Annotated in this window: 17 protein-coding genes; 11 read left to right on the top strand and 6 right to left on the bottom strand. The window is 69.4% G+C overall.

The window, feature by feature from the left end; all coding sequences use genetic code 11:
- Positions 1-14: 14 nt before the first annotated feature.
- Positions 15-1,046 (bottom strand): zinc-binding dehydrogenase, encoded by a 1,032-nt coding sequence (locus ACZ466_RS48085; RefSeq protein ID WP_378281326.1) that lies wholly within the window; start codon positions 1,044-1,046, stop codon positions 15-17.
- 602 nt (positions 1,047-1,648) lie between these two features.
- Between ACZ466_RS48085 and ACZ466_RS48090 the strand changes: the two genes are divergently transcribed.
- A complete protein-coding gene (locus ACZ466_RS48090) occupies positions 1,649-2,959 on the top strand; it encodes a phytase (RefSeq protein WP_378281327.1) in 1,311 nt (436 codons plus the stop codon).
- Positions 2,960-3,776: 817 nt separating this feature from the next.
- Here the strand turns inward: ACZ466_RS48090 and ACZ466_RS48095 are convergent.
- Complete coding sequence (locus ACZ466_RS48095; protein ID WP_378281328.1) at positions 3,777-4,088, bottom strand: hypothetical protein; 312 nt, start codon at positions 4,086-4,088, stop codon at positions 3,777-3,779.
- Between the two features lie 248 nt (positions 4,089-4,336).
- On the opposite strand from ACZ466_RS48095, the gene ACZ466_RS48100 reads away from it, so the two are divergent.
- Positions 4,337-4,798, top strand: coding sequence for a MarR family transcriptional regulator (locus ACZ466_RS48100; RefSeq protein WP_378281329.1), 462 nt, complete (start codon positions 4,337-4,339; stop codon positions 4,796-4,798).
- A 163-nt stretch (positions 4,799-4,961) separates the two neighbouring features.
- On the opposite strand, the gene ACZ466_RS48105 is transcribed toward ACZ466_RS48100, so the two are convergent.
- Positions 4,962-5,414, bottom strand: a complete 453-nt coding sequence (locus ACZ466_RS48105; protein WP_378281330.1) for an SPW repeat protein — start codon at positions 5,412-5,414, stop codon at positions 4,962-4,964.
- A gap of 285 nt (positions 5,415-5,699) precedes the next feature.
- On the opposite strand from ACZ466_RS48105, the gene ACZ466_RS48110 reads away from it, so the two are divergent.
- From ACZ466_RS48110 to ACZ466_RS48120, 3 genes are all read left to right on the top strand, one after another.
- Positions 5,700-5,921, top strand: a complete 222-nt coding sequence (locus tag ACZ466_RS48110; RefSeq protein ID WP_378281331.1) for a patatin-like phospholipase family protein — start codon at positions 5,700-5,702, stop codon at positions 5,919-5,921.
- Positions 5,882-6,676, top strand: coding sequence for a patatin-like phospholipase family protein (locus ACZ466_RS48115; protein WP_378281332.1), 795 nt, complete (start codon positions 5,882-5,884; stop codon positions 6,674-6,676). The genes ACZ466_RS48110 and ACZ466_RS48115 overlap by 40 nt, the downstream gene beginning before the upstream one ends.
- Before the next feature lie 1,187 nt (positions 6,677-7,863).
- Positions 7,864-9,246 carry a sensor histidine kinase gene (locus ACZ466_RS48120; protein ID WP_464042007.1) on the top strand — a complete coding sequence of 461 codons (1,383 nt, stop codon included), beginning with the start codon at positions 7,864-7,866 and terminating at the stop codon, positions 9,244-9,246.
- Positions 9,247-9,520: 274 nt separating this feature from the next.
- Here ACZ466_RS48120 and ACZ466_RS48125 read toward each other — a convergent pair whose 3' ends face one another.
- A complete protein-coding gene (locus ACZ466_RS48125; RefSeq protein WP_378281334.1) occupies positions 9,521-9,856 on the bottom strand; it encodes a cupin domain-containing protein in 336 nt (111 codons plus the stop codon).
- Positions 9,857-9,927: 71 nt separating this feature from the next.
- On the opposite strand from ACZ466_RS48125, the gene ACZ466_RS48130 reads away from it, so the two are divergent.
- Positions 9,928-10,863, top strand: coding sequence for a GlxA family transcriptional regulator (locus tag ACZ466_RS48130; RefSeq protein WP_378281335.1), 936 nt, complete (start codon positions 9,928-9,930; stop codon positions 10,861-10,863).
- A gap of 480 nt (positions 10,864-11,343) precedes the next feature.
- On the opposite strand, the gene ACZ466_RS48135 is transcribed toward ACZ466_RS48130, so the two are convergent.
- Positions 11,344-11,892, bottom strand: a complete 549-nt coding sequence (locus ACZ466_RS48135) for a GNAT family N-acetyltransferase (protein ID WP_378281336.1) — start codon at positions 11,890-11,892, stop codon at positions 11,344-11,346.
- A 227-nt stretch (positions 11,893-12,119) separates the two neighbouring features.
- Between ACZ466_RS48135 and ACZ466_RS48140 the strand changes: the two genes are divergently transcribed.
- The 5 genes from ACZ466_RS48140 (at position 12,120) to ACZ466_RS48160 (ending at position 18,693) form a co-directional block, all read left to right on the top strand.
- Positions 12,120-12,524: a hypothetical protein gene (locus tag ACZ466_RS48140; protein ID WP_378281337.1), complete on the top strand. Its 405-nt coding sequence runs from the start codon at positions 12,120-12,122 to the stop codon at positions 12,522-12,524.
- A gap of 736 nt (positions 12,525-13,260) precedes the next feature.
- Positions 13,261-13,530: a hypothetical protein gene (locus tag ACZ466_RS48145; RefSeq protein WP_378281338.1), complete on the top strand. Its 270-nt coding sequence runs from the start codon at positions 13,261-13,263 to the stop codon at positions 13,528-13,530.
- A gap of 269 nt (positions 13,531-13,799) precedes the next feature.
- Positions 13,800-14,024: a hypothetical protein gene (locus ACZ466_RS48150; RefSeq protein WP_378281339.1), complete on the top strand. Its 225-nt coding sequence runs from the start codon at positions 13,800-13,802 to the stop codon at positions 14,022-14,024.
- A gap of 1,139 nt (positions 14,025-15,163) precedes the next feature.
- A complete protein-coding gene (locus ACZ466_RS48155) occupies positions 15,164-17,011 on the top strand; it encodes a feruloyl-CoA synthase (protein WP_378281340.1) in 1,848 nt (615 codons plus the stop codon).
- Positions 17,012-17,442: 431 nt separating this feature from the next.
- Positions 17,443-18,693, top strand: a complete 1,251-nt coding sequence (locus ACZ466_RS48160; protein ID WP_378281341.1) for an MFS transporter — start codon at positions 17,443-17,445, stop codon at positions 18,691-18,693.
- Between the two features lie 2 nt (positions 18,694-18,695).
- Here ACZ466_RS48160 and ACZ466_RS48165 read toward each other — a convergent pair whose 3' ends face one another.
- Complete coding sequence (locus tag ACZ466_RS48165; protein ID WP_378281342.1) at positions 18,696-22,127, bottom strand: DUF4132 domain-containing protein; 3,432 nt, start codon at positions 22,125-22,127, stop codon at positions 18,696-18,698.
- Positions 22,128-22,415: the final 288 nt, after the last annotated feature.

Consider the following 22,415-nt stretch of genomic DNA (forward strand, 5'->3'; position numbering starts at 1 on the left):
AGTATCCCGGCCCCTCATCGGGGGCGAACGATGATCTTGACGTGCTCGTCGGGACTGCGCAGGTCGGCGAAGGCCCCGGCGACGCCGCCGAGCCCCACGGTGCCGGTGACGAAGGGGTTTCCGTCCACCCGCCCGTCCGCCAGGAGCCCCAGCGCGTGGGCGAACTCCTGCTGCCGGTAGGCGAAGACGAACGTGAGCGAGACCTCCTTGAGGATCGCCGACACCGGAGTGATCGTGTCGGGCGCGACGCCCACGCCGACGACGACGATCCGGCTGTGCCGGGGGACGCCCTCGATGATCTGCTGGATCAGCCCCGGAGCGCCGACGCACTCGAAGGCGATGACGTTCCCCGGTGGGACGCCCTCTCCCAGCAGGGGCGAGGGAGGCCGCTCGACGACCCCAAGCTCGGCCCACCTGTCGTACGGCGAGGACTCGGCCGGGTCCAGCACGATGTCGGCCCCCAGACGCTCGGCCAGGGTCCGGCGCGCGGGGGAGAAGTCGGCGGCGACCACCGGCCCGTGCCCGTCGGCCTTCAGTGCCGCGATCACCGCCAGGCCGATCGGCCCGCAGCCCACGACGAGGGCTGCGTCCTCGGGGCCGGGCCGGGCGGCGCGCACCGCGTGGACGGCCACCGCGAGGGGCTCGGTCAGCGCGGCGTGGTCGTCCGGCAGGCCGTCCGGGACCCGCAGGAGGAACGACTCCTGCATCACCGCCCGCTGGGCGAACCCGCCCGGCAGCACCGGCGACAATCCGAGGTCGACCGGCCCGGACGGGCTCAGAACGTGGGGCACCGACACCACCCGCGTCCCCGGCGCGAACCGCCCGGACGTCCCCGGCCCCGCCTCCAGGATCTCGGCGCAGAACTCGTGCCCCAGGACGATCCTGGGAGCGTCGTCGCCCAGGCCGGCGACCGCGTCGACCAGGTGCAGATCCGATCCGCAGATCCCCGCCGAGAGCGGTGCGACCAGCACCTGCCCCTCGCCCGGCACCGGCTCGGGGACCTCCCCGGCCGCCACGCCGCCGGCAGCGGTGAAAGCAGCGAGCATGGACGCCCCTCCATCAACTGATACGCGAGTATCAAGAGATACTCGAATCTCATAAGGGAGGCAAGGGACGGCCATCGGGATCGTCTCGGGCGGCATCCTGTCGGACCGGATCGGGCGGCGCCGGGTCCTGCTCGGGGCCAACACGGTCGGCGTCCCCTGGGCGCTGATCCTCTTCCCGATCCTCGACTGCACTCGCTGGCCGCCCCTCCTGCTCAAGGAGACCCGCGACAACGAACTCACCGACGTCGCCCAGGCGCGTTGACACTGCTTCGGCCGCTCCGATGAACACCCGGAGCGGCCGACGCCGCTCAAAGCCGTGGTCGGCGGAACGGCCGTCTGCAGGGACCGGCGGTCATGATGGCGTCGCGGCCAGCATCCGCGGGATCAAAACCACCAGCCCTCAGACCTTGTGACCAGCAGGCCGACCGCGTACACAAAGCAGCCGAGGGAAACGCCACCCGGTTCGCCCCTGTCGCCCACGTTGCGTCCTCCGTCCAGGGGGAGCGCTGAGTTTCACCCCTGGCCATCGCCGGTCAGAGCAGCGGCAATCTTTGTCCTGCAAGGTGACCGTCGTGAACTACACCCTGAATGCCGTGGTAACGGTGAGTACGGTCGTTGCCGCGCTGTTCGCGCCGCACCACGCGGGCGCCCACGCCACCACCACGCAGCCCGCCGTCGTGACCACGGACAACGAGACCCCCATCCTGTACGACGACGAGGCCGGTGGGAACGCCTCCGGCGACGACCCGGCCATCTGGGTCCACCCCGCGGACTCCCGGAAGTCGCTGGTGATCGTGACGGCCAAGGAGGGCGGCCTCCGCGTCTACGATGCGGGCTCGCGCGAACTCCAGTCGCTGCCCGCCACCGAGGCGCCGCGGGCCGACGCCGCCGCGGGGCGCTACAACAACGTCGACATCGCCTACGGCATCAGCCTGTCCGGCCGGCGGGTCGACGTCGCCGTCGTCTCGGACCGCTACAACGATCAGCTCCGCTTCTTCGTCATCGACCCGGCCGGCACGGCGGCGCGCACCCCGCTGACCGAGGTCACCGCGCCCGACCAGAGCTTCCTGTTCAACCCCGACCGTGAGGCCGTTGACGAGGAGCGGACCGCCTACGGCCTGGCCATCTGGCAGCCGCGGCCCGGCGAGACCTACGCCGTCGTCACCCAGGAGGGGACGACCACTGTCGCGACCGCGCGGATCGTCGAAAGCGGGGGCGGGCTCGGCTACACGGGAGTCCAGCGGCTCAGCATGCCGAGTTCCTTCCCGCTGCCGGACGGGACGACCTGGGTTCCCTGTGAGGAGCCGGGCGTGCTGCCGCAACTCGAGGGCGTCGCTGTGGACCAGGCGTCGGGCGTGTTGTACGCAGCCCAGGAGGACGTCGGTCTGTGGCGGCTGCAACTACCGCTCGGCTCCGGCAGCCGGCCCACGCTCGTCGACCGTGTCAAGGACTTCGGGATCCACGACGTCTACGACGACGAGACCGAGGAGTGCCAACCGGTCGACCCGAAGGCCAAGGGCTACGGCGGCAACCTGCTCACGGCCGACGCCGAGGGCGTCGACATCTACTACGGCCCCCGCTCGACCGGATACGTGCTCGTCTCGAGCCAGGGCGACGACAGGTTCGCGGTCTACGAGCGCCAAGGCCGGAACCGTCCGCTGGGCAGCTTCCTGGTCAAGGGTGTCGGCGGCGTCGACGACATCAACGGTTCCGATGGACTCGCCGTGACCAACCGTCCCGTCGACGGTTACCGGCAGGGCCTCCTCGTCACCCATGACGAGCCGGAGACGGGGCCCGACGTGGATGCCGACCGCGATGCCACGAACTTCTCCTACGTTTCCTGGGGCGCCGTCGCTCGCGCGATGGGGCTGACCGTGGACACCAGGGCCGGGAACGACCCACGCTTCCCCTAGTCGCCGAACGGCCTGCTCCGGCATCCGGAGCAGGCCGTTCATCGGTCCGGCGACGCGGCCTCCTCAATGAGCGCTTGACTCATCTCACACCGACCCGCCGCACCGCGCTGGCCAGCCGCGACCGGTAGTGGACGGTGATCGCAGGGCGAACAGTCGGGATCTCCAGTCGCGCGCGGCAGAGACTCGCCGGCACTTACCGGCCCGGTGCCTCCGTGCCCCGCGAATCCGGTGATCTCCATCGAGTTCACGGCGGGCGGTGGAGATCGCGGCCCGGAACGCCGGTTCGTCGCTGAGTTCGGCGTACGCCATCGCCTTGCGCAGCGCGATGAAACGCGATCAGCGAGTGCGGCCGCGGGGTCCATGAGCGGTGTCGGCGACGCGGCCGGGCGAACCGCAGAACCTCGCGGGTGATCCCCTGCGTCGCCAGGAACGTGGCCGGCTACGACAGGTCGCTGTTCAGGTGCCCGAGATGATCGTATTGCCGCAAGCTGCCAGCGGACCCATGCGAAGTGCTGCCGTGCGTGATCCAGGACCGATCCTGCCGCCGCCCGGCCCGTACCTGCTGGAGGCATTCCCGCAGATACCGTACCTGCGCCACGTCCACCCGCTCAGGGACACGAAGCCGGGCACGAGCGCCCTGGCCGCCATCTCGCCGAACGCTCGGCTGAGGATGAGCGGTAGCAGGGCGCCGTGCTGCGATCGGTCCCTATGAATGGACCAGGTTCGGGGCGATTCGCTCGCGGCCGCTCGAATGTCGCGGCGACCAGGTGGTTGGGACGTCTGCGCCCATTGGCGCGGACACAAGCGTCCAATGAAGTCACCAGACTATTCGGCGGCTGATGATCCCATGGCCGATCAGCTTGCTGGTCCACAGTTCGAATTTCACGCCTGCGGTGAGATGGTCCGGTGCGGATTCCTCGGTGACGCTCACTGTCACGTCCCGCAGGCGCTCGCCTGGCGTGAGAGGTTCATCGTCTGTGGCGGTGATGGTCGCATGGAAGTGGCAAACCGCTTCCGAATCGGTTTCGGGGATCCGTATCACTCCTGAACGGGTCGCGGTCGGCATGCCGCTGACCGGTGATGCCGACGAGTCCAGTGTGAGCAGGGCTCGGTATGAGGTCAGTTTCATCTTTCGAAGACCTTTGTGCTTCGCTGTGGGCGGATGCCGGCCGCATTGGTCACGGTGCCCGAGGAGTGCGGTCCCCGGGCGGCGAACGTCTCTGCGGGGTCGACGTTCCTTCTGAGGCAGCCGGTGTGAACGGAAAAGGGCGCTGTCTGCCAGGGGCGGTCCTGCGCGGCGCGCCGGGCTTTTACGTGTCTGGCTGTGACGGATTGGAGATATCGTTGTACGATTTATTAATGAGCGGGGAGTTTCCCATGGAGCCGCTGACGCAGCAGGATTTCGCGACGTTGCTGGAGTTTCGTACGAGGCTGCGGCGATTTCTGGCGTGGAGTGAACAGCATGCCAGGGCGGCCGGGGTGACTCCGCGGCAGCACCAGTTGCTGCTGGCGATCAAGGGGCACGGCGGCTCCTGCGGACCGACGATCGGTGAGCTGGCGGACTACCTGATGTTGCGTCATCACAGCACTGTCGAGCTGGTCGATCGGGCGGAGGAGGCGCGGCTGGTCGCCCGGGACCGCGACGCCGCCGATGCGCGTGTGATCCGTGTCCGGCTGCGGCCCGACGGCGAGCGGATTCTGACGGCGCTGACACGCCGGCATCTCATCGAACTCGGCGAACTGGCACCCGTCTTGGACCATCTCGCCGCACTGCTGGAACATCTCGGCGACCCGGACCCGCAGACGGACGAGCCAGGGCGCCCGGCACCCGCGAGCTGACTCAGCGTCTTTCATACGCGGTCAACCGCGACGCCGCCACGGTGCTGGAGCAACGCTTCGCTCGGCTGGCCTGCCGCGCCTCTGTTCCGGTCACGTGCCACGGCCAGACGCCGACGCCGTCGTACCTGGCGCCTGGCCGCGACACCTGATCAGCCTGTTGCGATCATCGTCGCTCGTTGACCGTCCGCCGTTGTCGCGTGGGAAGGGCCATGGCCCCGAGGCCCAGCAGGAGGATGAGCGCGCCGATGATGACGTTGCTGACGATGGTGCCGCCCTTGGGGGTGGCGCCCGACACCACCCAGGGGGCGATGATCGTCCACACGCCGAGGACTGGAACGGTCCACGCCACCCCGTGGGTGCGGCCGAACGCCGCGGCCAGCCCCATCGCCATCACGGCCACGGCGAGGCCCGTGATCAGGTTGTTCACCCGGAGGTCCCCAGTGCCCGGGAAACGCGCGAGCCCGAGGATCCACGGTGACACCGCCAGGTACAGGCCGCTGAGAATGGTCAACCCGTCCAGCGCCTGTGCGGTGGGCTGCTCGGCGGCCAACTCGTAGCGGGAGCGCAGCTCTGCGAGATCGGGATGGGATTCGATACCCGCGGCTCGGAATGTCATAGCCGTCCTCCAATCCGCGATCGGATGAGGTCTTCGAGCCGGGGGCCTCGCGTGGAGCCCACTCGGCCCGCTCGCATCGCCCTGCGATATCAATCTCTATCGCCTAGCGATATAATACCTCGGGGAGACGGGGAGTGAGAAGAGCGCCGCAGTTCTTTGGGTCACGCCAATTCTCTGCAAAAAGATGGCCATGAGATGGCGATGTGATTCTCGGCGCCCGATGACACCATGTTACCGACGCGGGCGGGTCGGCTCCCGGGCCGAGCCCGTCCCGGGGGAGGGGCGATGACGACGGCATTCGTCCTGTGGGGAGGCGGGAGCCTGGGGGCGGCCCAGGTCGGCATGCTTCGCGCGCTCGCCGCTCATGGCGTACGCGCCGACCTTGTGGTGGGCGCGTCGGCCGGTGCTCTGAACGCGGCCTACTACGCCGCCCGTACGATATCGACGGCGTCGAGGAGTTGGCGTCGATGTGGTGCTCGGTCGGCGGTCACGATGTGTATCCGCTGATCCTGCCGCAGACGTTGCGCGCCCTCGCGCGCAACCTGCCCCTCCATCCAGTGAAGGGCGTCCGGCAGGCGCTCGGCATCGCGAACTACACCTTCGCCTTCCGTCCGCTCACGCTCACCGAGGCGATGGTCGGCCGCCAGAACCATCTGTTCGACAACCGGCCTCTGCAGCGGTTCCTGCGGCGTTCCCTTCCGATCGAGAACCTGGAGGACGCCCGGCTTCCGCTGTCGATCCTGGCGTCCGAGGTGAGGAGCGGCAAGGCCGTCGCCCTCTCGTGTGGCCCGGCGGTGCCGGCCCTGCTGGCCAGCACCGCGATCCCCGCGCTCTTCCCCAACGTGACCATCGGTGAGCAGGTGCTCATGGACGGTGGCGTCGCCGAGCGGACGACCCTCGACCTCGCCGTCGAGCAAGGGGCCGACGAGGTCTACCTGCTGTCCCCGGGCTTCTGCTGTGACCTGCCCGTTCCGCCCTCCACGGCGATCACCATGGCGCTGCACGCCTACAACCTGCTGAGCGAGCAGCGCATCGCCGCGTCGATCCGGTGCGTCGAACACCGCACCCGCCTGCGCCTGGTCCCGCCGCTGTACCCGGCCCAGGTGCTGCCCATCGACTTCGGGCAGACCCGCGACCTGATCGAGCGAGCGACCGAGACGACCCGCGAGTGGATCGCGCACAACGTCCCCGTACCGGACAGCGCTCGTCATGCGGCCGATCACGCCGCGGCGAGCCCGGTTCGATCTGAGCCTGCCGGATGACGGCCACCAGCGGCCTTCGTCTGAGAAGCCGACCCTGCCGGTGGTCTCGGGCATCCCAGCGTCGACATGACGAGTGCCAGGGTGAACGCTCGCGCATCCGGGAACGATCAGACTGCACGGTCTCGCAGGCCGCGGCCTACGCCGGACTGAGCGCCAAGGTCGTCGTCACCTCGGTCGGACATGCGCGATGCGCCCGGTCACTGTTCTCGTTGTGAGTGGCGCACCCCTCGGCGGTCATTGGGTCTGCCCCCACCTAGCGCGTTGATGCCCGCCCCGAAGGTGCAGGCTGTCGAGCCGTTTGCCGGCCGAACACTCCTGGCACACCCCTGGCGGGCCAGACGATCGATTATCACCGGGCGCGCATTCGGGGCGCGGTCGGCGGAGAACGTTTCTGTGCCCCCGTCCGCACATGAGAAGCGGCCTTTTCCCATCAGGTGAATGACCGGTGAGGGGGCATTGACCGGGCTGTGGGCAGCACGTTGGTGTGGGCACTCCGATGTACACAACGGACTACATCCCCGGCGATCAGCGCAGGATACGGGCGCAGCAGATTCGGGTCGGCAGGCCGGGCGCCACTTCTGAGATCGCTCTTCAGCACCTGGCCGCGGCGGTGGGAGACCTCCACCCCGATGCCGTGGTGGGTGTGGGGTTCACCGCGATTCCCCAGGCGACCAGCCATGGGAGGGCAGTGATGACCGATGTCGCCTATGTTGCTTACGGAACCTGCGTTCGTTACGAGAGTTCTGAAGCCCCTGGCGACCCCTCGGACACGGGCTGATCGCCCCGATTCGGCCGGTGCAGCGCGCCGGGCGCACGTCTTTGCCGGCACCGGCAGCACCGTCCTGTGCCGCGATCTCGGTGACACACCGCCACGCGCTTGCCGGCGTCCACCATTCACACACTGGGACGGTGGCAGGCGTCGTCCGACTGGGGAGGCAGCATTGATCGGCTCCGGGCGCAGGTCGGCGTACGATCCGTGGTGTGAGGAGAACTGCGGCGAACTCTCGGTTCTCACGCACGACCTCCTGAAGATCACCGGCGTCGGAATCGACGACGAGGGCGGCAGGGCCACCGGCATGGGCGGAGACCGGCTCATCCCCGGAGCGGGTTCTCCGTCACCGGTGCCCGGCGGCTAGCGTGGACCTATGAGCATCTCCCCCGGCAGGTAGCAGAGCTGATCACGCGGGGTGATCGCAGTGTGGCGGCGATGGTCGATCCGGATTCGCCTGGCAACGGTGGCCGGCGCGGTCATGGCGATGCTGTGCACCGCCGTGGCGGTGTTCGTGCTGTTCGCCGTCCGGCAGGAGATCGCCCAAGACCGTACGCAGCGGCTGTTCGACAACGCGGTGAATGTGGGCAAGCAGTTACGCCGGGGAGTACAAGGGGTCGATGTGACTCCGGTGGACGCTTCGCGGGAGTCGGTGCAGGTGGTCGATCCCGCCGGGCGAGTGGCCGCCGCCAGCCCGGACATGGCGGGCAAGCCGCCCATGACACACCTGGCGCCCGATCCCGACGCGTTCGCCACGGCCTCCTCGTGCGGCGGGAAGGTGTTCGGCGACCGGTGCGTCATCGTGCTGGCCTACCCCGTTCACCGCCACGACGGCCTGTGGCAGGTGAACGTGGCCGCCCCCCAGGTTCCCTGGTACGTGGGGAGCGGGTTGCTGGTCCCGCTCGGTGTCGGCTGGCTGCTGCTGGTGGTGGCGGCGGGTGCCGCGGGCAGCTACCGGATCGTTGGCAGGGCACTGCGCCCGGTGCACACGATCACCAGGGAGCTCGATCAGATCACCGCCGGCGATCTGAACCACCGGGTACCGGTGCCCGCCTACCGCGACGAACTCCGCGAGCTCGCCGAGACCGCCAACCGCACCCTGGGACGGGCCCAGTCGGCCGTCGAGCGGCAACTGCGTTTCGCCTCCGACGCGTCCCACGATCTGCGCAGCCCGCTGACCGCCATGCGCACGCAGATCGAGGAGGCGCTGATGTGGCCGCATCAGGCCGACTGGCCTCAGACCGCCAAAGCGTTGCTGGAGAGCGTCGAACGGGCCCAGGCCCTGGTCGCCGATCTGCTGCAGGTCGCCAGGCTGGACGCGGGCGTCGCCGGCCGCCGCGAGGTGATCGACATGACCGGTCTGGTGGGAGCCGAACTGGACCGGCGACCGTGCAGGGTGGGCACGCTCGCCGTGCGCCGTTCTCTGGTCTCCGGGGTGGCCGTGTGCGGCGAACGGATTGCTTTGACCAGGTTGTTGAACAATCTGCTGGACAACGCTGAACGGCATGCCGCCTCGCTGGTCACCGTGACCTTGACCCTGGAGGCGGGTGTCGCGGTGCTGGAGGTGTGCGACGACGGCGAGGGCATCGCCCCCGAACAGCGGGAGGTCATCTTCCAGCGGTTCGCGCGCCTGGACGCCTCCCGCGCCAGGGACCCGGACGGCACCGGGCTCGGTCTGCCGATCGCCCGGCAGATCGCTCACAGCCACGGCGGCACCCTGGCCGCCGAGGACAGCCCACGCGGCGCACGATTCGTACTGCGCCTTCCCGCTAGGGCCACGCCCCCGCCGACGGGACCGTGAGAGATCCGCGCCGACACATGGAGGGGACGGCACCAAGGCCACCTTCAACCTGAGCGGCCTGGGCCGCCACGGTGGACGCCAATTGTTGGGAGTTCTTGGAGGGGCACTTCGAGATAGTCCAGCACGATCGCGATCGGGTCGCTGTCACCGCTTATGCGTTCACCATTGATCTGGGCGATGATGCCACCGGCCTGGAGTCCCGCGCGGCCCCGACCGCTGGAAGCCCTCGACTCCGCATCAGGCTGGGGCCCGTTCTACCTTCCGATGGGCCGCCTCAGCCCTCTGGGTAGAAGAGGAACAGTGTGCAACCGGTGGTGGTCGCCGGTATATGCCACGTTCCTGCCGGCGCGTGCAGGAACGTCCCGGCCGGGTAGTCGCGTGCGCCGTCGTTGAAGGTGCCCGCGACCACGTAGACCTCCTCCGGGCCGGGGTCGTGGACGTCGCGGCGCGGCCAGGAGGTGCCCGGATCCATTTCCAGCACATTGGCATGCGCGCCGGACGGTCCCCGCCAGAGGGGACGGAGCCGGATCCCAGGGAAGAGTTCGCGGACCGGGGATTGGACGATGGAGGCGGAGGTGTAGCCCTCTTGAACCAAGATCTCGGGGTGCATGCCTCCTACCGTGCCGTGCACGGGCTGGAGCGGGCAGGGGCTGTGATGACACCGTGGGGTACTTTCCTGCCATGCATCGTGTGGTTGCCCTGGTGCGGCCTGTGCAGTCGACGTTCGAGCTCGGCTGTGCCGTCGAGGTCTTCGGTACGCGGCGGCCTGGCGTGACGTCCCACTATGAGTTCGAGGTGTGCACGGAAACGCCGGGCCCGGTGCCGACGTCGGCTGGGTATGCAATGGTCGTCTCGCGGGACCTGTCGGCGCTCGAGTCCGCGGACACCGTGATCATCCCGGGCTGGCTGCCGGTGGAGGCGCCGCTGTCGCCCCGCGTGCGCAGCGGGCTGCTGGAGGCACACGCGCGTGGGGCGCGGCTGGTCACGATCTGCTCCGGCGTGTTCGCGCTGGCTCGCACGGGGCTGTTGGACGGTCGCTCCGCCACCACGCACTGGGCGCGTGCCGAGCAGCTGCGACGCGAGTTTCCCCGGGTACGCGTGGAGCCGGACAAGCTTTACGTGGACCACGGCGACGTCGCCACGAGCGCCGGTGCGGGCGCGGGTATCGACCTGTGTCTGCATCTGGTCCGCCGGGACCACGGAGCCGTGCACGCCGCCCTCGTCGCGCGCCACATCGTGATGCCGCCGCACCGCGAGGGCGGCCAGGCGCAGTACGTGCCGCCCCCGCCGCCCGGGGACGCGCTCGACGGCCTGCTCGAATGGGCCGGCGCGCGGCTGGGGACACCATTGTCGGTGCGCGACCTTGCCGCGCATCTGGGCGTCTCGCCGCGCACCCTGGCCCGGCGCTTTGCCGACCAGCTCGGCACGAGCCCCGGCGCGTGGTTGCTCTCCCGCCGGGTGACCGCGGCACGCACCCTGCTCGAGGAGACGGACCTGCCGGTCGAGGCGATCGCGGCCCGCGTCGGCCTTACCTCTGCGGTCAACCTGCGGCGGCGCTTCCGTGCCCAGGTGGGCACGACCCCGGGCGCGTACCGGCGGGCATTCCGGGTCCCGTGACGCGTTCGCAAAGATCCCTTTGATGCGAATGATCAAGAGCGGAACGTGGGCGGCACGGAACGATCACCTGCCGGTCCACGCGGGCCGGGCTCACTCTCGATGGCGCTTTGGCCCAGGCAAACGAGGCGTCGATCGTGCGCCGCGCGTCCGCCTGAACGTCATGCCGCCGTCATCCCGGATGGGACCTCGCTGGTGAGACCGCGCAATTGACCGCGTGCCGGTTCGCCGCCCGCGAAGCGACACCGGAGGCATGAGGTGGCCGGGGTGTGAAGCCCGCCCTTGCCTGCTCGCGCGGAGTACGTAGAAAGCGGGCTGCCGCGATAGTGGGTGGGAGGGGAGTGGCGGCCCAGCAGTGTTCGGTTTGGTGCTCCTGGTCGGTGGTGGCCGTTTCCGAGTATGGCGTCATCGTTGGCGGCGGGTCGGTGTTTGATGGCGAGCGCGTTCGTTCTGGAGCGTGTTTCATAAGCGGCGCCGTGCGACTCATACCTCGGGAAGGGATGGATCGGGTGTCCAGGGAATTGATGCGGTGATGGCCCAGCGTTCGTGGTCCCGCCAGCCCCCGTCGATATAGAGATAGGCGGGCGAAAGTCCTTCGTAGCGGAAGCCCAGCCGCTGGACCAAGGCCAGGGATGCTTTGTTCGCCGGCTGAATGCTGGCCTCCAGCCGGTGGAGCCGCAGGTCGGTGAAGGCGTACTGCAGGGTCATGGCGAGTCCTTCGGTCATGTACCCGTGCCCTGCGGACGGGGTGAAGGCCGCATAGCCGAGGGACGCGCCCTGGTAGCGCCCCCGGATGATCGAGTTGATGTTGACCATGCCAGCGGCTGCGCCGGTCTCCTGGACACGGACCAGGAAGCCTCGGTTGGTGCCGTCGTCAAAGCGCCGCATCCAGACCTGGAACTCCTCCGCGGTCGCGGGCAGCTGCATCCATGGCCGGTGCAGCTCGGTGCTGGCCTGCACGAGCGAGCAGAACTCGTCCTGGTCCGAGAGAGTGAGCGGGCGTAGTTCGACCCGTGACGGCATCGTGTGCATGGACCAACGTTAGGCTCGGTGATGCGTGGATCGCGGTGATTCGACGGTTACGCACGGGAGCGGGTGCCGGAGCCGTTGCTGCCGGTGGGAAAGCAGCCGGGTCGGCCCCCGAAGCGGACGAAACGGCAGCTCATCAATGGGATCCGGTGGGGGCGCGGGATGTGCCCCAGCGGTAGCTGTACGGCCCGTTCCGCCGCTGGAAATGCGATGGCCCCTGGGCGCCGATCGTGACCGATCTGCAGGCCCAGGTCGACCCCGACGGCCCGATCACCTGGGATGTCGCGTCGACTCGACCATCTGCGCAGCACGCCGCCGGTGCGCGGAAGTGGAACGAGCAGAAAGCACCGCCGGGCGGCGAGTGCTACGAACCTGCGGAACACGGGCTCGGACGGTCGCGCGGCGGGCTGACCACCAAGCTGCACCTGGCTGTCGAGCAGGACCAAAAGCCGATGGCGCTGGAGGACACCGCCGGGCAGCGGGGCGACTCACCGCAGTTGAAACCAGTGCCGCAGAGCATCCGGGCGCCTCGGTCCGGTGGCGGTCGTCCCCGTACCCGGTTGGACCGGGTACGGGCGAACAAGGGCGTGACGCGGCCGGCCGTCGCAGCGCTACCAGCGCCGCCTACTCATTAGGCCTAATCCTCGCGCGCCAAGAAGGACAAGGCATCCCGCCGGGGAAAGCGCAGCTCGCGCGGCGGCCGGCCGCTCAAGGGTGCCAAGACCGACCACCGCGAACGTCATGCCGTGGAGTGCACGATCAACCTGCTCAGCGCAACCGGCCGTGGCCACCAGGTACGACAAGCTCGCGGTCTGCGTGATCGTGGTGTCCGAGCTCGGTCATGCGGGTGGAGATCAGGTTGCCGATCTCGCACATGATCGCGGCGGCTGTTGCGTGGCACCGCCAGATGGCGTTGAGGCTTTTACGGCTTCGACTGGCAACTCGCCCAGCCAACAAGCCGCACTTGGCGCTCTCCGTTGACCCACCTCCGCTGGCGGCCCTGCCAGGCCCTCAACACCGGTTGCCGAGCATCGCCCACCCATTCCACCGAAACCCAGAAGGCATTGCGTCACCACACCGGGGTCCATGTAGCGGGCGGAGAGGGGACATGCAGGTCGCGCGGCCGAGGCCGGTACCGGATGCGCCCTGGTGGTGGACGCGGTAGGACCTGGCGACCCCGTCTGCGGAGACGTCGCAGGCTGCCCGATTGCCATGATCCGTGGCATCTCGGCGGAGTCAGACGGGGTTTTGAGTGATTTGACCGGGCTTGGGGGTGCCTCTAACTCAGATTTCATAAGCTGACCTAAAGACACATTCATGGCAAGGAGGGGCGGAGGCGAAGGGTAAAATCCAGCGAAAGGAATGAGAGACGTGCGCCTCATTATCATCTTCCTGATGACGGCGGCGCTCACGCTCAGTGGACTCGTGGGCATCTCGGCCGCCAACGCGGCTCCGACATCCGTTGGCCAGCGGGTCTCCATCGAACACCACAGGGATGGCGACCGGAACGGACACCACGGAGATCGGAGGTTCAGGGACGACCGGAGGTTCGACAGGCATCATCGTGAATTCTTCAGGCACGACTTCTTCCGCCACCATCACCATCACCACGGCGCCAGGATCGTGATCCGCATCGGCTGACGATGCGCGGGTAAAAGCTCCGGCAATTCTTGTGCCGGAGCTTTTGCCGTACGGTCGGCTCGGCCCCGACGAGCGAGCACGCCGGCAACGATCGTGGACCCCGGCCCTCTTCCGCGCTGACGCCAATCCGTTCCGCCAGGGAGAAGGCGGCGAAGGTGTTTGTTGAGGACAAGAAGAGCGCGTCTGTGCGGGGATGCGGGTGGCATCTGGCTGGCGGGAACGTCATTGGCTCTCGCGACGGTTGTAAGCGGCCTCGGATTACGCCGGTCGTGCTGCTGGGTGACAAGGGCCGGATCATCGCGGTGATCCCGAGCGCTGTGACCAACGCGCCGGGCGGCCCGTGCGGCACGGGTGGCGGCGCCGACATCGGCTGGGGCGCGGTCATCAAGGCCGACCGCGCGTACTACGACGTGGTCCTCGCCGAGCTTGAATCCGCCGGTGATCGGCTTACCGCCGTACTGCCCCGAGCGGCGGGGGTGATCCGCGGCGAGTAGATCCGCATCGGACGGCACAGCGCATCCCGAGGCCCCACCCCCGGAATCTACCTGCGGGTCGCGCAACGAGGTGCTGCAAGCGCAACCGCCAGCGGCCGTTCGCCCGCCACCCGCCACGACGAGATGGTAAGCCGCTACTCCAGGCCGGCAGTTGCGTCAGGGCCGCCAAGAGCGCTAGACGGGCGCGCGACCGGGTGGTGACGGCATCGCCTTGTCCAACAGGGGGGTCGCTTGCGGCTGAGTCGGCGGTCATGTTCTCGTGCATTGGTGATGTCGGCGTCGGGTCGTCAGCTCGTCGACAGGGCAGGGCTGTGACGATCGCGAGGAGCGTGACGCGGTGGCGCATCGCGATCAATTGAAGTGGGCCGGGTGGCCGATCTGGGTGGCGAAATCAGTTCAGGACGGCGGAGTGCACGCTCGAGCGAGGGGATGAGGAGGCGGTCGGCGTGTGGCCCATGCAGGCCAGCGTGATCGAGGGTGACCCCGTGTCGTCTCTCTACAAGCTATTGACGGTGCGAAATGTAGATGTATAACTTCTCGCCATGAGGCTGTCCAAGGTCGCCATCCTCCGTCGACGTCACCAGGCGGGCCCTGCGGGACCGGACGCTCGATCCGGGTTCGATCACCTTCATCGCGGTGGGGACCACCGTTCCTCAGATCGACTTCCTCTCTCTCGTGCCCGGGATGGCCGCGAGTCTCGGTGCCGTCCAGGGCCCGCGAGTCGTTCACCGAGCATTGGATCTTGGACGCGATCAACCGCGATTCCGGTACGGGTCGCTCCATGCTGGACACGGCGGAGAGCGTCGAGGACGAGGCGGACTTCACCAGGGAGGAACTCGACGAGGTGGCGTCGCTGCGCACCGAATGTGAGGCGATGTCCGCAGCGCATGCATGGTCGAGATCCACGTTCCCAGACACATGTGTCGGTGGTGGTCCGGGACGATCGTCTCGCGGCAGACAAAGGTCCGCTCGACCACCCGCAGGGGGCCGCCGGCGCCAGGGCCGTGGCGGACTCATCCATGTCTGTGCGCCAGGGGCGGCGGCATCGGGCTGTTCACCGGCTGATGGTCCCCCACACTCACGAACGTCTCGTTCTCTGCCGACTTCCCGTTGGCCAGGGCAAGGCCCGGAGGTAAGTGATGGAACTGTTCACTACCCCCAGAACGGTTGCGGAACGTCTCGATGACGGCTCGACGATCCTGAGGTCGGCCCTGCCGCTCGGGCCGCATGCGCGGAACATGGCGGCGCCGTTCCGCGAGGGTGCGCGGAAACACCCCGACCGCCTGCTGGTCGCCGACCGGGCCGAGGGCGAGTGGCGCGAGGTCACCTATGGCGCGGCGCTGCGGGCGGTGGACGGGCTCGCGCAGGCGCTCCTCGACCGCGGGGCCGCCGGCCGTCCCGTCATGATCCTCTCCGGCAACGGCATCGAGCACCTGCTGCTGACGCTTGCCTGCTTCACCGTGGGCTCGCCCGTCGTGCCGGTCAGTACCGCCTACTCACTGCTCGACCCCGCGCACGTCAAGCTGCGGGCCATGGTGGGGCTGGTCGAACCGGCGGTCGTCTTCGCCGACGACCCCCAGGCTTACGCGAGTGCCCTGGGGACGAGCGCCGGGCAGGTGCTCGCCGGTCGTGAGGAGTTCCGGAAATGGGCCGCCACCGCGCCGACGCCCGAGGTGCGGGAACGCTTCGCCGCCGTGGAACCCGACACCGTCGCGAAGATCCTCTTCACCTCGGGCTCGACCGGCCTGCCCAAGGGGGTGATCAACACCCATCGGATGCTGTGCGCCAACCAGCGGATGCTGCGGCGGATCTGGCCGTTCGTCGCCGAGGAGCCGCCGGTGATGCTCGACTGGCTGCCCTGGAGCCACACCTTCGGCGGGAACCACAACGTCGGCCTGGCCCTCGCCAACGGCGGCAGCCTGTACGTGGACGACGGCCGGCCCGGTCCCGACCTCGTGCGGCGGACGGTGCGGAACCTGGCCGAGGTCCGGCCGAACGTCTACTTCAACGTGCCCGCCGGATACGCGTCGCTGCTCCCGCATCTGGAGCGCGATCGCGCCTTCGCGGAGGCGTTCTTCTCCCGCATGCGCTTCGTCTTCTTCGCCGCGGCGGCACTGCCCCAGCAGATCTGGGACGGCATCACGCGGGTCGCCGCGTCGGTCGGCGCCGAGGCCACGATGACGACGTCCTGGGGATGCACCGAGACGGCCCCCGCCGCGACGTCGGCGTACTTCGCCTCGGGCCGCAGCGACTGCATCGGCCTCCCGGTGCCCGGAGTATCGATCAAACTGGCGCCGGTCGGCCCCAAGCTGGAGATACGCGTGAAGGGGCCCTCTGTGACGCCGGGATACTTCAACGACCCCGCGCGGACCCGCGAGGCGTTCGACGAGGACGGCTACTACCGGACCGGTGACGCCGTCCGCATGGTGGACGACGACGACCCGGAGAAGGGACTGGTGTTCGACGGCCGGATCAGTGAGGACTTCAAGCTGTCCACCGGGACCTGGGTCAGCGCCGGCACGCTGCGCACGCAACTGCTGAACGCCTCCCAAGGCCTTCTCGCCGACGCGGTCCTCACCGGGCACGACACGCCCTACATCGGCGCCCTCGTCTGGCTGAACCCGGCCAAGGCGGAGGCACTGGCCGGTTCTGGAGAGCCGTTCCCTGGACCACCCCAGGTCCGCGCCGCCCTCGCGGCCGCGCTGACGCGACTGAACGCTGCGGGTTCGGGAACCTCCCGCAGGATCGCCCGAGCTCTCGTCCTGGACGAGCCCGCCTCGCTGGCCGACGGGGAGATCACGGACAAGGGCTACATCAACCAGCGCGCGGTGCTGGACCGCCGGGCCCATCTGGTCCGCATGCTGCACACCGATCCGCTGCCCGAACAGGTCATCCTCCCCGCCGACGCGGACCGTGGCCATGCCCGCCTTGAACGCGCATGGAGCACCGCGAACCCCGATGATGCGGCGGGAGGGCAGCGCGCCTGAGTGTGCGCTCATGTGCTCGCGCTCGCGGGCGGCCCACTCTAACGGCGACGAATTCCACTCACTCGGTGACTCAGACGGCAATACTCATTACGCTCTGTGGCCTGAGATGACGGTGTGAGTTATGTGCGGGGGAGACACATGAGGCTTCGACGATGCCATGCTCGGGGACTTCTCGTGAGCGGCGGCTGCTCGAACGGCGGGGCCGACCTCGCGTTGTCGTCTTCGGGGGCTCGTTCGAAGGTTCGCCGTACAGTCCTGCCTTGCACGGCTGCGTATGGCGGCCCCAGGAACTCGCTCACCCTCGCGCAGGCGTCCCACCGACCCGGAAGTCGAGTATCGCCAACGTGCTCGGCGATCCCGTGAACGGCCCGCGACCCACGTAGCGCAGTTCATGCTCGCTCACCTGAAGGCATCCACCATTGTCCGGAATCGTGGCCTCGCTCAGAGAGGCATCGGCCGCTCCGCTGTTCATATCCCGGGTCATCTCGAGCACGAGCGTCGGGATCGGCCAGGTCGCCCTTGCGTGGGGCGTCATGGGGATGGGATACGGCGCCCGAGAACTCTCCCTCGTTGTTGCCTGCAGTACCTTCCCCGCACTGCTCATCCTCTGCGGCGGAGTCATCGGCGATCGCTTCCGGCGTCACCACGTGCTCATGGGCGCGGAGCTTCTCGCGTGCCTGGCCTGGCTGGCGCTGGGGGCGGCCTTCACCATGGAGCGCGCCCCTCTCCCGCTGCTCTGCTCACTGGCTGGGTTGAGCGGGGTCGCCGCGGCCATCTTCATGCCAACGGTGCGAGGGATCATCGCCGACCTCCTGGAGGGAGGCCAGCGCCGTGCGGGAAATGCGTTGGTCAGCCAGACCGAGGCGCTCGGCCATCTCATCGGGTTCGTGTCAGCGGGTGCGGTGGTGACCCTGGCCGGTCCCGCATCCGCCGCAGCAGTACGAGGAACGTTGTGCGGCATCAGTGCCGTACTGCTCAGCCGCCTCATGACCCATCGCCCCGGCCGGACCCGCTCCGGCCCCATCCGTGAGCTCCGGGAAGGCTGGCGAGAGTTCACGGGGCGCCCGTGGGTCTGGATCATGACCTTGCACTACACGGTGATCACCGCGGCCCTGGTCTGCTACATGAAGATCGTCGGCCCGCTCTACACCGAGAACGGGCACGGCGGCGCACTGGCGTGGGGAGTCATCGGCGCGGCCCAACCCCTCGGGGCATTGGCGGGGGCGGTGATCGGCGTCCGCTGGCGCCCGGCGCACCTCGTCCCGGTGACGGTACTCCTGCCCATGTCGGTGTCGATTCCCATGCTGCTGATGGGCGGCGAAGCCCCATGGCCGGCCATCGCCGCGGCGGCGCTCGTCCCAGGCGCGGCGCAGGCCGTCTACTACGTCTTCTGGACGACCGCCCTGCAGGACGAGATCCCCCATGCGGCGCTGGTCCGTGTGAACAGCTGGAACCTGGTCACCGGCTATGTGCTGATGCCCGTCACCGTCTTGCTCTCCGGCCCTCTGGTCGTCGGTTTCGGCCTGCAGCCGATCGTCGTGACGGCGGCGGTGGCAGCCATCGCCGTCACCGCCCTGACGCTCCTCGTCCTCTGGGTCCTCTCCCGTGCCCGCTCAATCGCCGGCGCGGGGGAGGACCCGGCTCCCGTGCCGATCCGAGCGAGCGAGGTCACCGCCGGGTGAAGCTACTTCTCGGTGGGTGTGCCTGTCGCGTCGGCCAGTCTGGTGAGGTCGGCGATGATCTCTGAGGCGGTCACCGGATCCAGGTCGCCGAAGTGGGCGCCACCGGCCAGCCGGACGTCCTCGATCCGCTGCTCCGGTTCGTCGTCCGGACTGCCGTAGCCCAGACCCGGGCTCAGGTTGACGAGGACGCGACGGCCGGCGGACAGGTCGCGGGAGATGTCGGAGTACCCGCGGATCCAGCCGCGGTGGCGCAGTGCCAGGACCCGCACCGTGCGCACCGTGAGGCCCGCGAAACGGGCGAGGTGATCGCTCCCGCGCTCCTGCTCGGTGAACGCGTACGTCGGCCTGTCGATCTGGGGGAACGGTTGCAGGATCTCGTAGTCCTCCAGCGCCTCGCGCCAGGCGGCGAGCTCGTCGCCGAGGTCCAGGGGGTGCGCGATGCGCATGGTCGCCGTCGCGGGCAGCGTGTACGCCTCGTCTCGCGCGTCGGCGAACGTGCGGTCCTCGGCGACCCGGAAGGCGGCGGTCGCGCCGCCGTCTTCGGCCAGCCAGATGAGGCGGCGCGCGATGTGCCAGACCAGGGGGTGGGTGACGAACAGCTCCCGGAACTCGGCCGCGGTCCACCGCCGTCGCGTGACCATGGCCCTCTCGAGGCGCCGGATCTGGTCGGCGGAGGCGGTGCGCGCCACCTTCTTCATCGAGGAGAAGCGCTGGTAGGCGGCCGGTGCCCGGTCGGGGTCGTCACCGGCTCCCGGGCGGGGCAGCGTCTTCCGCCGGCGCCCGTCCTCGTCGAGGACCAACGGGGTGAGCGCCTCGTCGAAGCCGACGGTGAAGCGGCGCGGCCCGTAGTCGAGCGTCATGCTGCCGTCATCGTCGAGCCCGAAGTCGGGGACCATGCGGTCGGCGAGCTGCTCGGGCGTCAAGCCGCGGTGGGCCGCGATCTGCTCGATCTTGTCCTGGGCCCGGGCCTTGAGCCCCTTGAACTTCACCCGCTGGGAGATGCCGTTCAGGTGCATGAGCGCCAGGTCGGTACCGATCTCGGCGAGCACGTCCAGCCCGCGCACGGCCTTCTGGTGACCCCCTTCGCCGGGCCAGGCGGCGATCGCGGCGGCCAGCGCGCGCACCGTCTCGTCGTCGCCGAGCCAGCCGAGCTGGTCCAGCGCCCAGCCCTCCTTGGCCGGCGCGCCGTGCTGCTCCCAGCGTTCGAACAGCGCCCAGCCGAACTCGGCCAGGGAGCGGCCGTCGCACAACTCGCGGACGACGCCGACGCCCGCGTACATCTCGCCCGGCATCGAGATCGCCAGCATCGTGATCACATGGCCGGCCGCCGCCACCGGCAGGGCCTGCTCGCGGCCCCGCAGCAGGATCTGCGGGAGCGCGCCGGGATTGGCCCAGTCGCCCACGGCCGGGATCCGGTCCGGCAGGGCCTCCAGCGGGTCGGCCACCAGGGCCCCGATCGCGCTCGCGGCCTCGTCACCGAGGTCGCGGGCCGCTGTGATGATCTCTTCGGCGCCGGTCCGGCCGGCCAGCAGCCGCAGCGCTCCCTCGGCGTGTTTCCGGTTCCTTCCGGCCTTGCCGAGCGCGGCGGGGAACAGCATCCGCGCGGCGTCGGCGCCGTGCCGGTCCAGCCAGGCGAGCGCCGCCTGCCGGGCCGGCTTCTTGCGGGCCAGCCAGTCGGCCATCAGCGCCGCGATCTCGGCGTTCAGGTACGGCAGGAGAAGCCCTCCGCATGCGGCGGGGTTCCCCGTGGCGGCGCGTGACACCACGGGCAGGGCGTCCTGGCCGAACCGGCTCACCAGGCGCTTCATCGCTGGGACGTCACCGGTATCCCACGAGGGGATGCCCTTCCACTCGGCGAGCAAGGGCCGGACCACCTCGTCGGGTCCCTGTGTCAGTAGTGCGACTTCGTCGTACCAGTACATGCCGCCGCCGCGGAACTCCTTCGCCGCAGCCTCCCAGTCGGAGCCGAGCTCCGTGGTGAAGGTGGGCATGGTGGCGGCCCATGCCTCCCGCTCACCCGGCGCCCAGGTCATCTTCTGCTCGGGCGGCGGTGCCAGGTCCGCGATGACGATCTGCCGCCTCGTCCCGCCCGCGCGGGCCCACGGGGGCTCGATCAGGAGCCCGGGCAGGTCGTCGGGCGCCGCCTCCGGCACCCGCGCGTCTGCCGCGGCGACCGCCTCCACGGTGGCGCGGGACCCGGGCGGCAGTTCGGGCAGCATCGCGGCGGTCAGCTCCGGGTGGGCCCGCACGTGACCGGTGAGCAGACCGGTGGCGCCCGCCGCGGCCAGCAGGCGGAGCGCCCGTGCCGGGAACCTGGTCATCGCCTTGATCAGCACGGGCTCGACAAGCGGATCGTCGGCGCGGTCGACCAGCACCTGGAACGCCTCGTCCGACGGCATCAGGCCGATCACCTTGAGCAGCCGCTTGCGCTCGGTGTCATCGGAATCGCCGTCCAGGCCCTGAACGAACAGCTGCAGAGCCTCCGCGCCGGCGCCGTCGGCCAGCGTGACGAGCGAGCCCAGGGGATAGCCCTCCCAGTCCAGCCCGTTCTTCTTGGCGAGTTGCTCCGGTGTGGCGATCGCCAGGCGCAGCCACTCCAGCCCGTATCGGTTCTCCTCCAGCCAGTCCCGGCATTCGGCGAGCCATTCCTGCCGTGTCGGTACCAGGTACGACACGACGACCTTCTGCTCGATGGTGCGGCGGTGCTCGGCCAGCCTTCCGACCGCCTGCCCGTAGTCGCCGTCATCGGCTGACGCGAGGAGGGTGCGCATGCGCTGGGCGCCCTCCTGGCCCAGCCAGAGATTCGCGCCGGCCCGGAACCGGAGCTTCGAGTCGCCGGCCCAGGTCGCCGCGGCCGTGCTCAGCTCGACCAGGGCGCACGCCGCGAACGCCACTCCGTGCTCCGCGCTCCAGGCGTTGATGAGCAGGGTCTGCCGGTCCTGCAGCGATTCGGGGACGCCGCCCCGCGACCAGCCACCGTAACGGGCCCTGGTCCAGTCCTCGTCGTAGCCGTTCCAGGGCGGCAGGGCGCGCTCATCGGTGATACCGCGTCCCTTCGCCCATTTCTTCACCCATCTGCCCGTCGAGGCGTCCCCCTCCCAGACCCACTCCGACGGGTGCTCGCTGCCGGGAACCGAGCAGTCGATCTTCCACGGGACCAGGGCGACCGCCGCCGCGCCCACCGGGTCGGCCTCGCCGGCGAGGTACCGCCGCGCGCCGTCCTGCCAATCCGGACCGGCCACGATCCTGGCGCTGAGGGCGGCGGGATCGGGCCACCGCTTCTCGCGCTGCTCCCGCAGCCGCGCCGCGGCGGCCTTGTCGATCTTGATGGCAGGGCCGGGATGGCCGCCTCGCCGCGGGTGCAACTGCCGCCGCAGGTCGGCCGGAAGCAGCAGGACATCCTCGTCCCGCACTGGGGAGCGCTCGTCACTCATGGGGCGACACCGTAGGACAGCTGCACGACAAAACGCCGCTGTTCGGGTTAAGTGCTCGGGCTTGTCGGGCCCATCCTTCCGTGAGCGATTTCATAGGTTGTGGATTTGAGGGACGTGAAATGAAGGTGGGGATGGGGCGGACCCCGGAGCGCGTTGCGGACGCGGTGGCGCCGGTGGTCGCCCGGGGGAGCGGTGCACCGCGGATGTTGGAGACCACCCGGTCGCCCTCGGCGGTGCGGGCGTGGTGTAGAAGACTGACGGTCTGCGAACGAGAGGAACAAGGTGTCC

Source organism: Actinomadura rugatobispora (assembly GCF_055379765.1).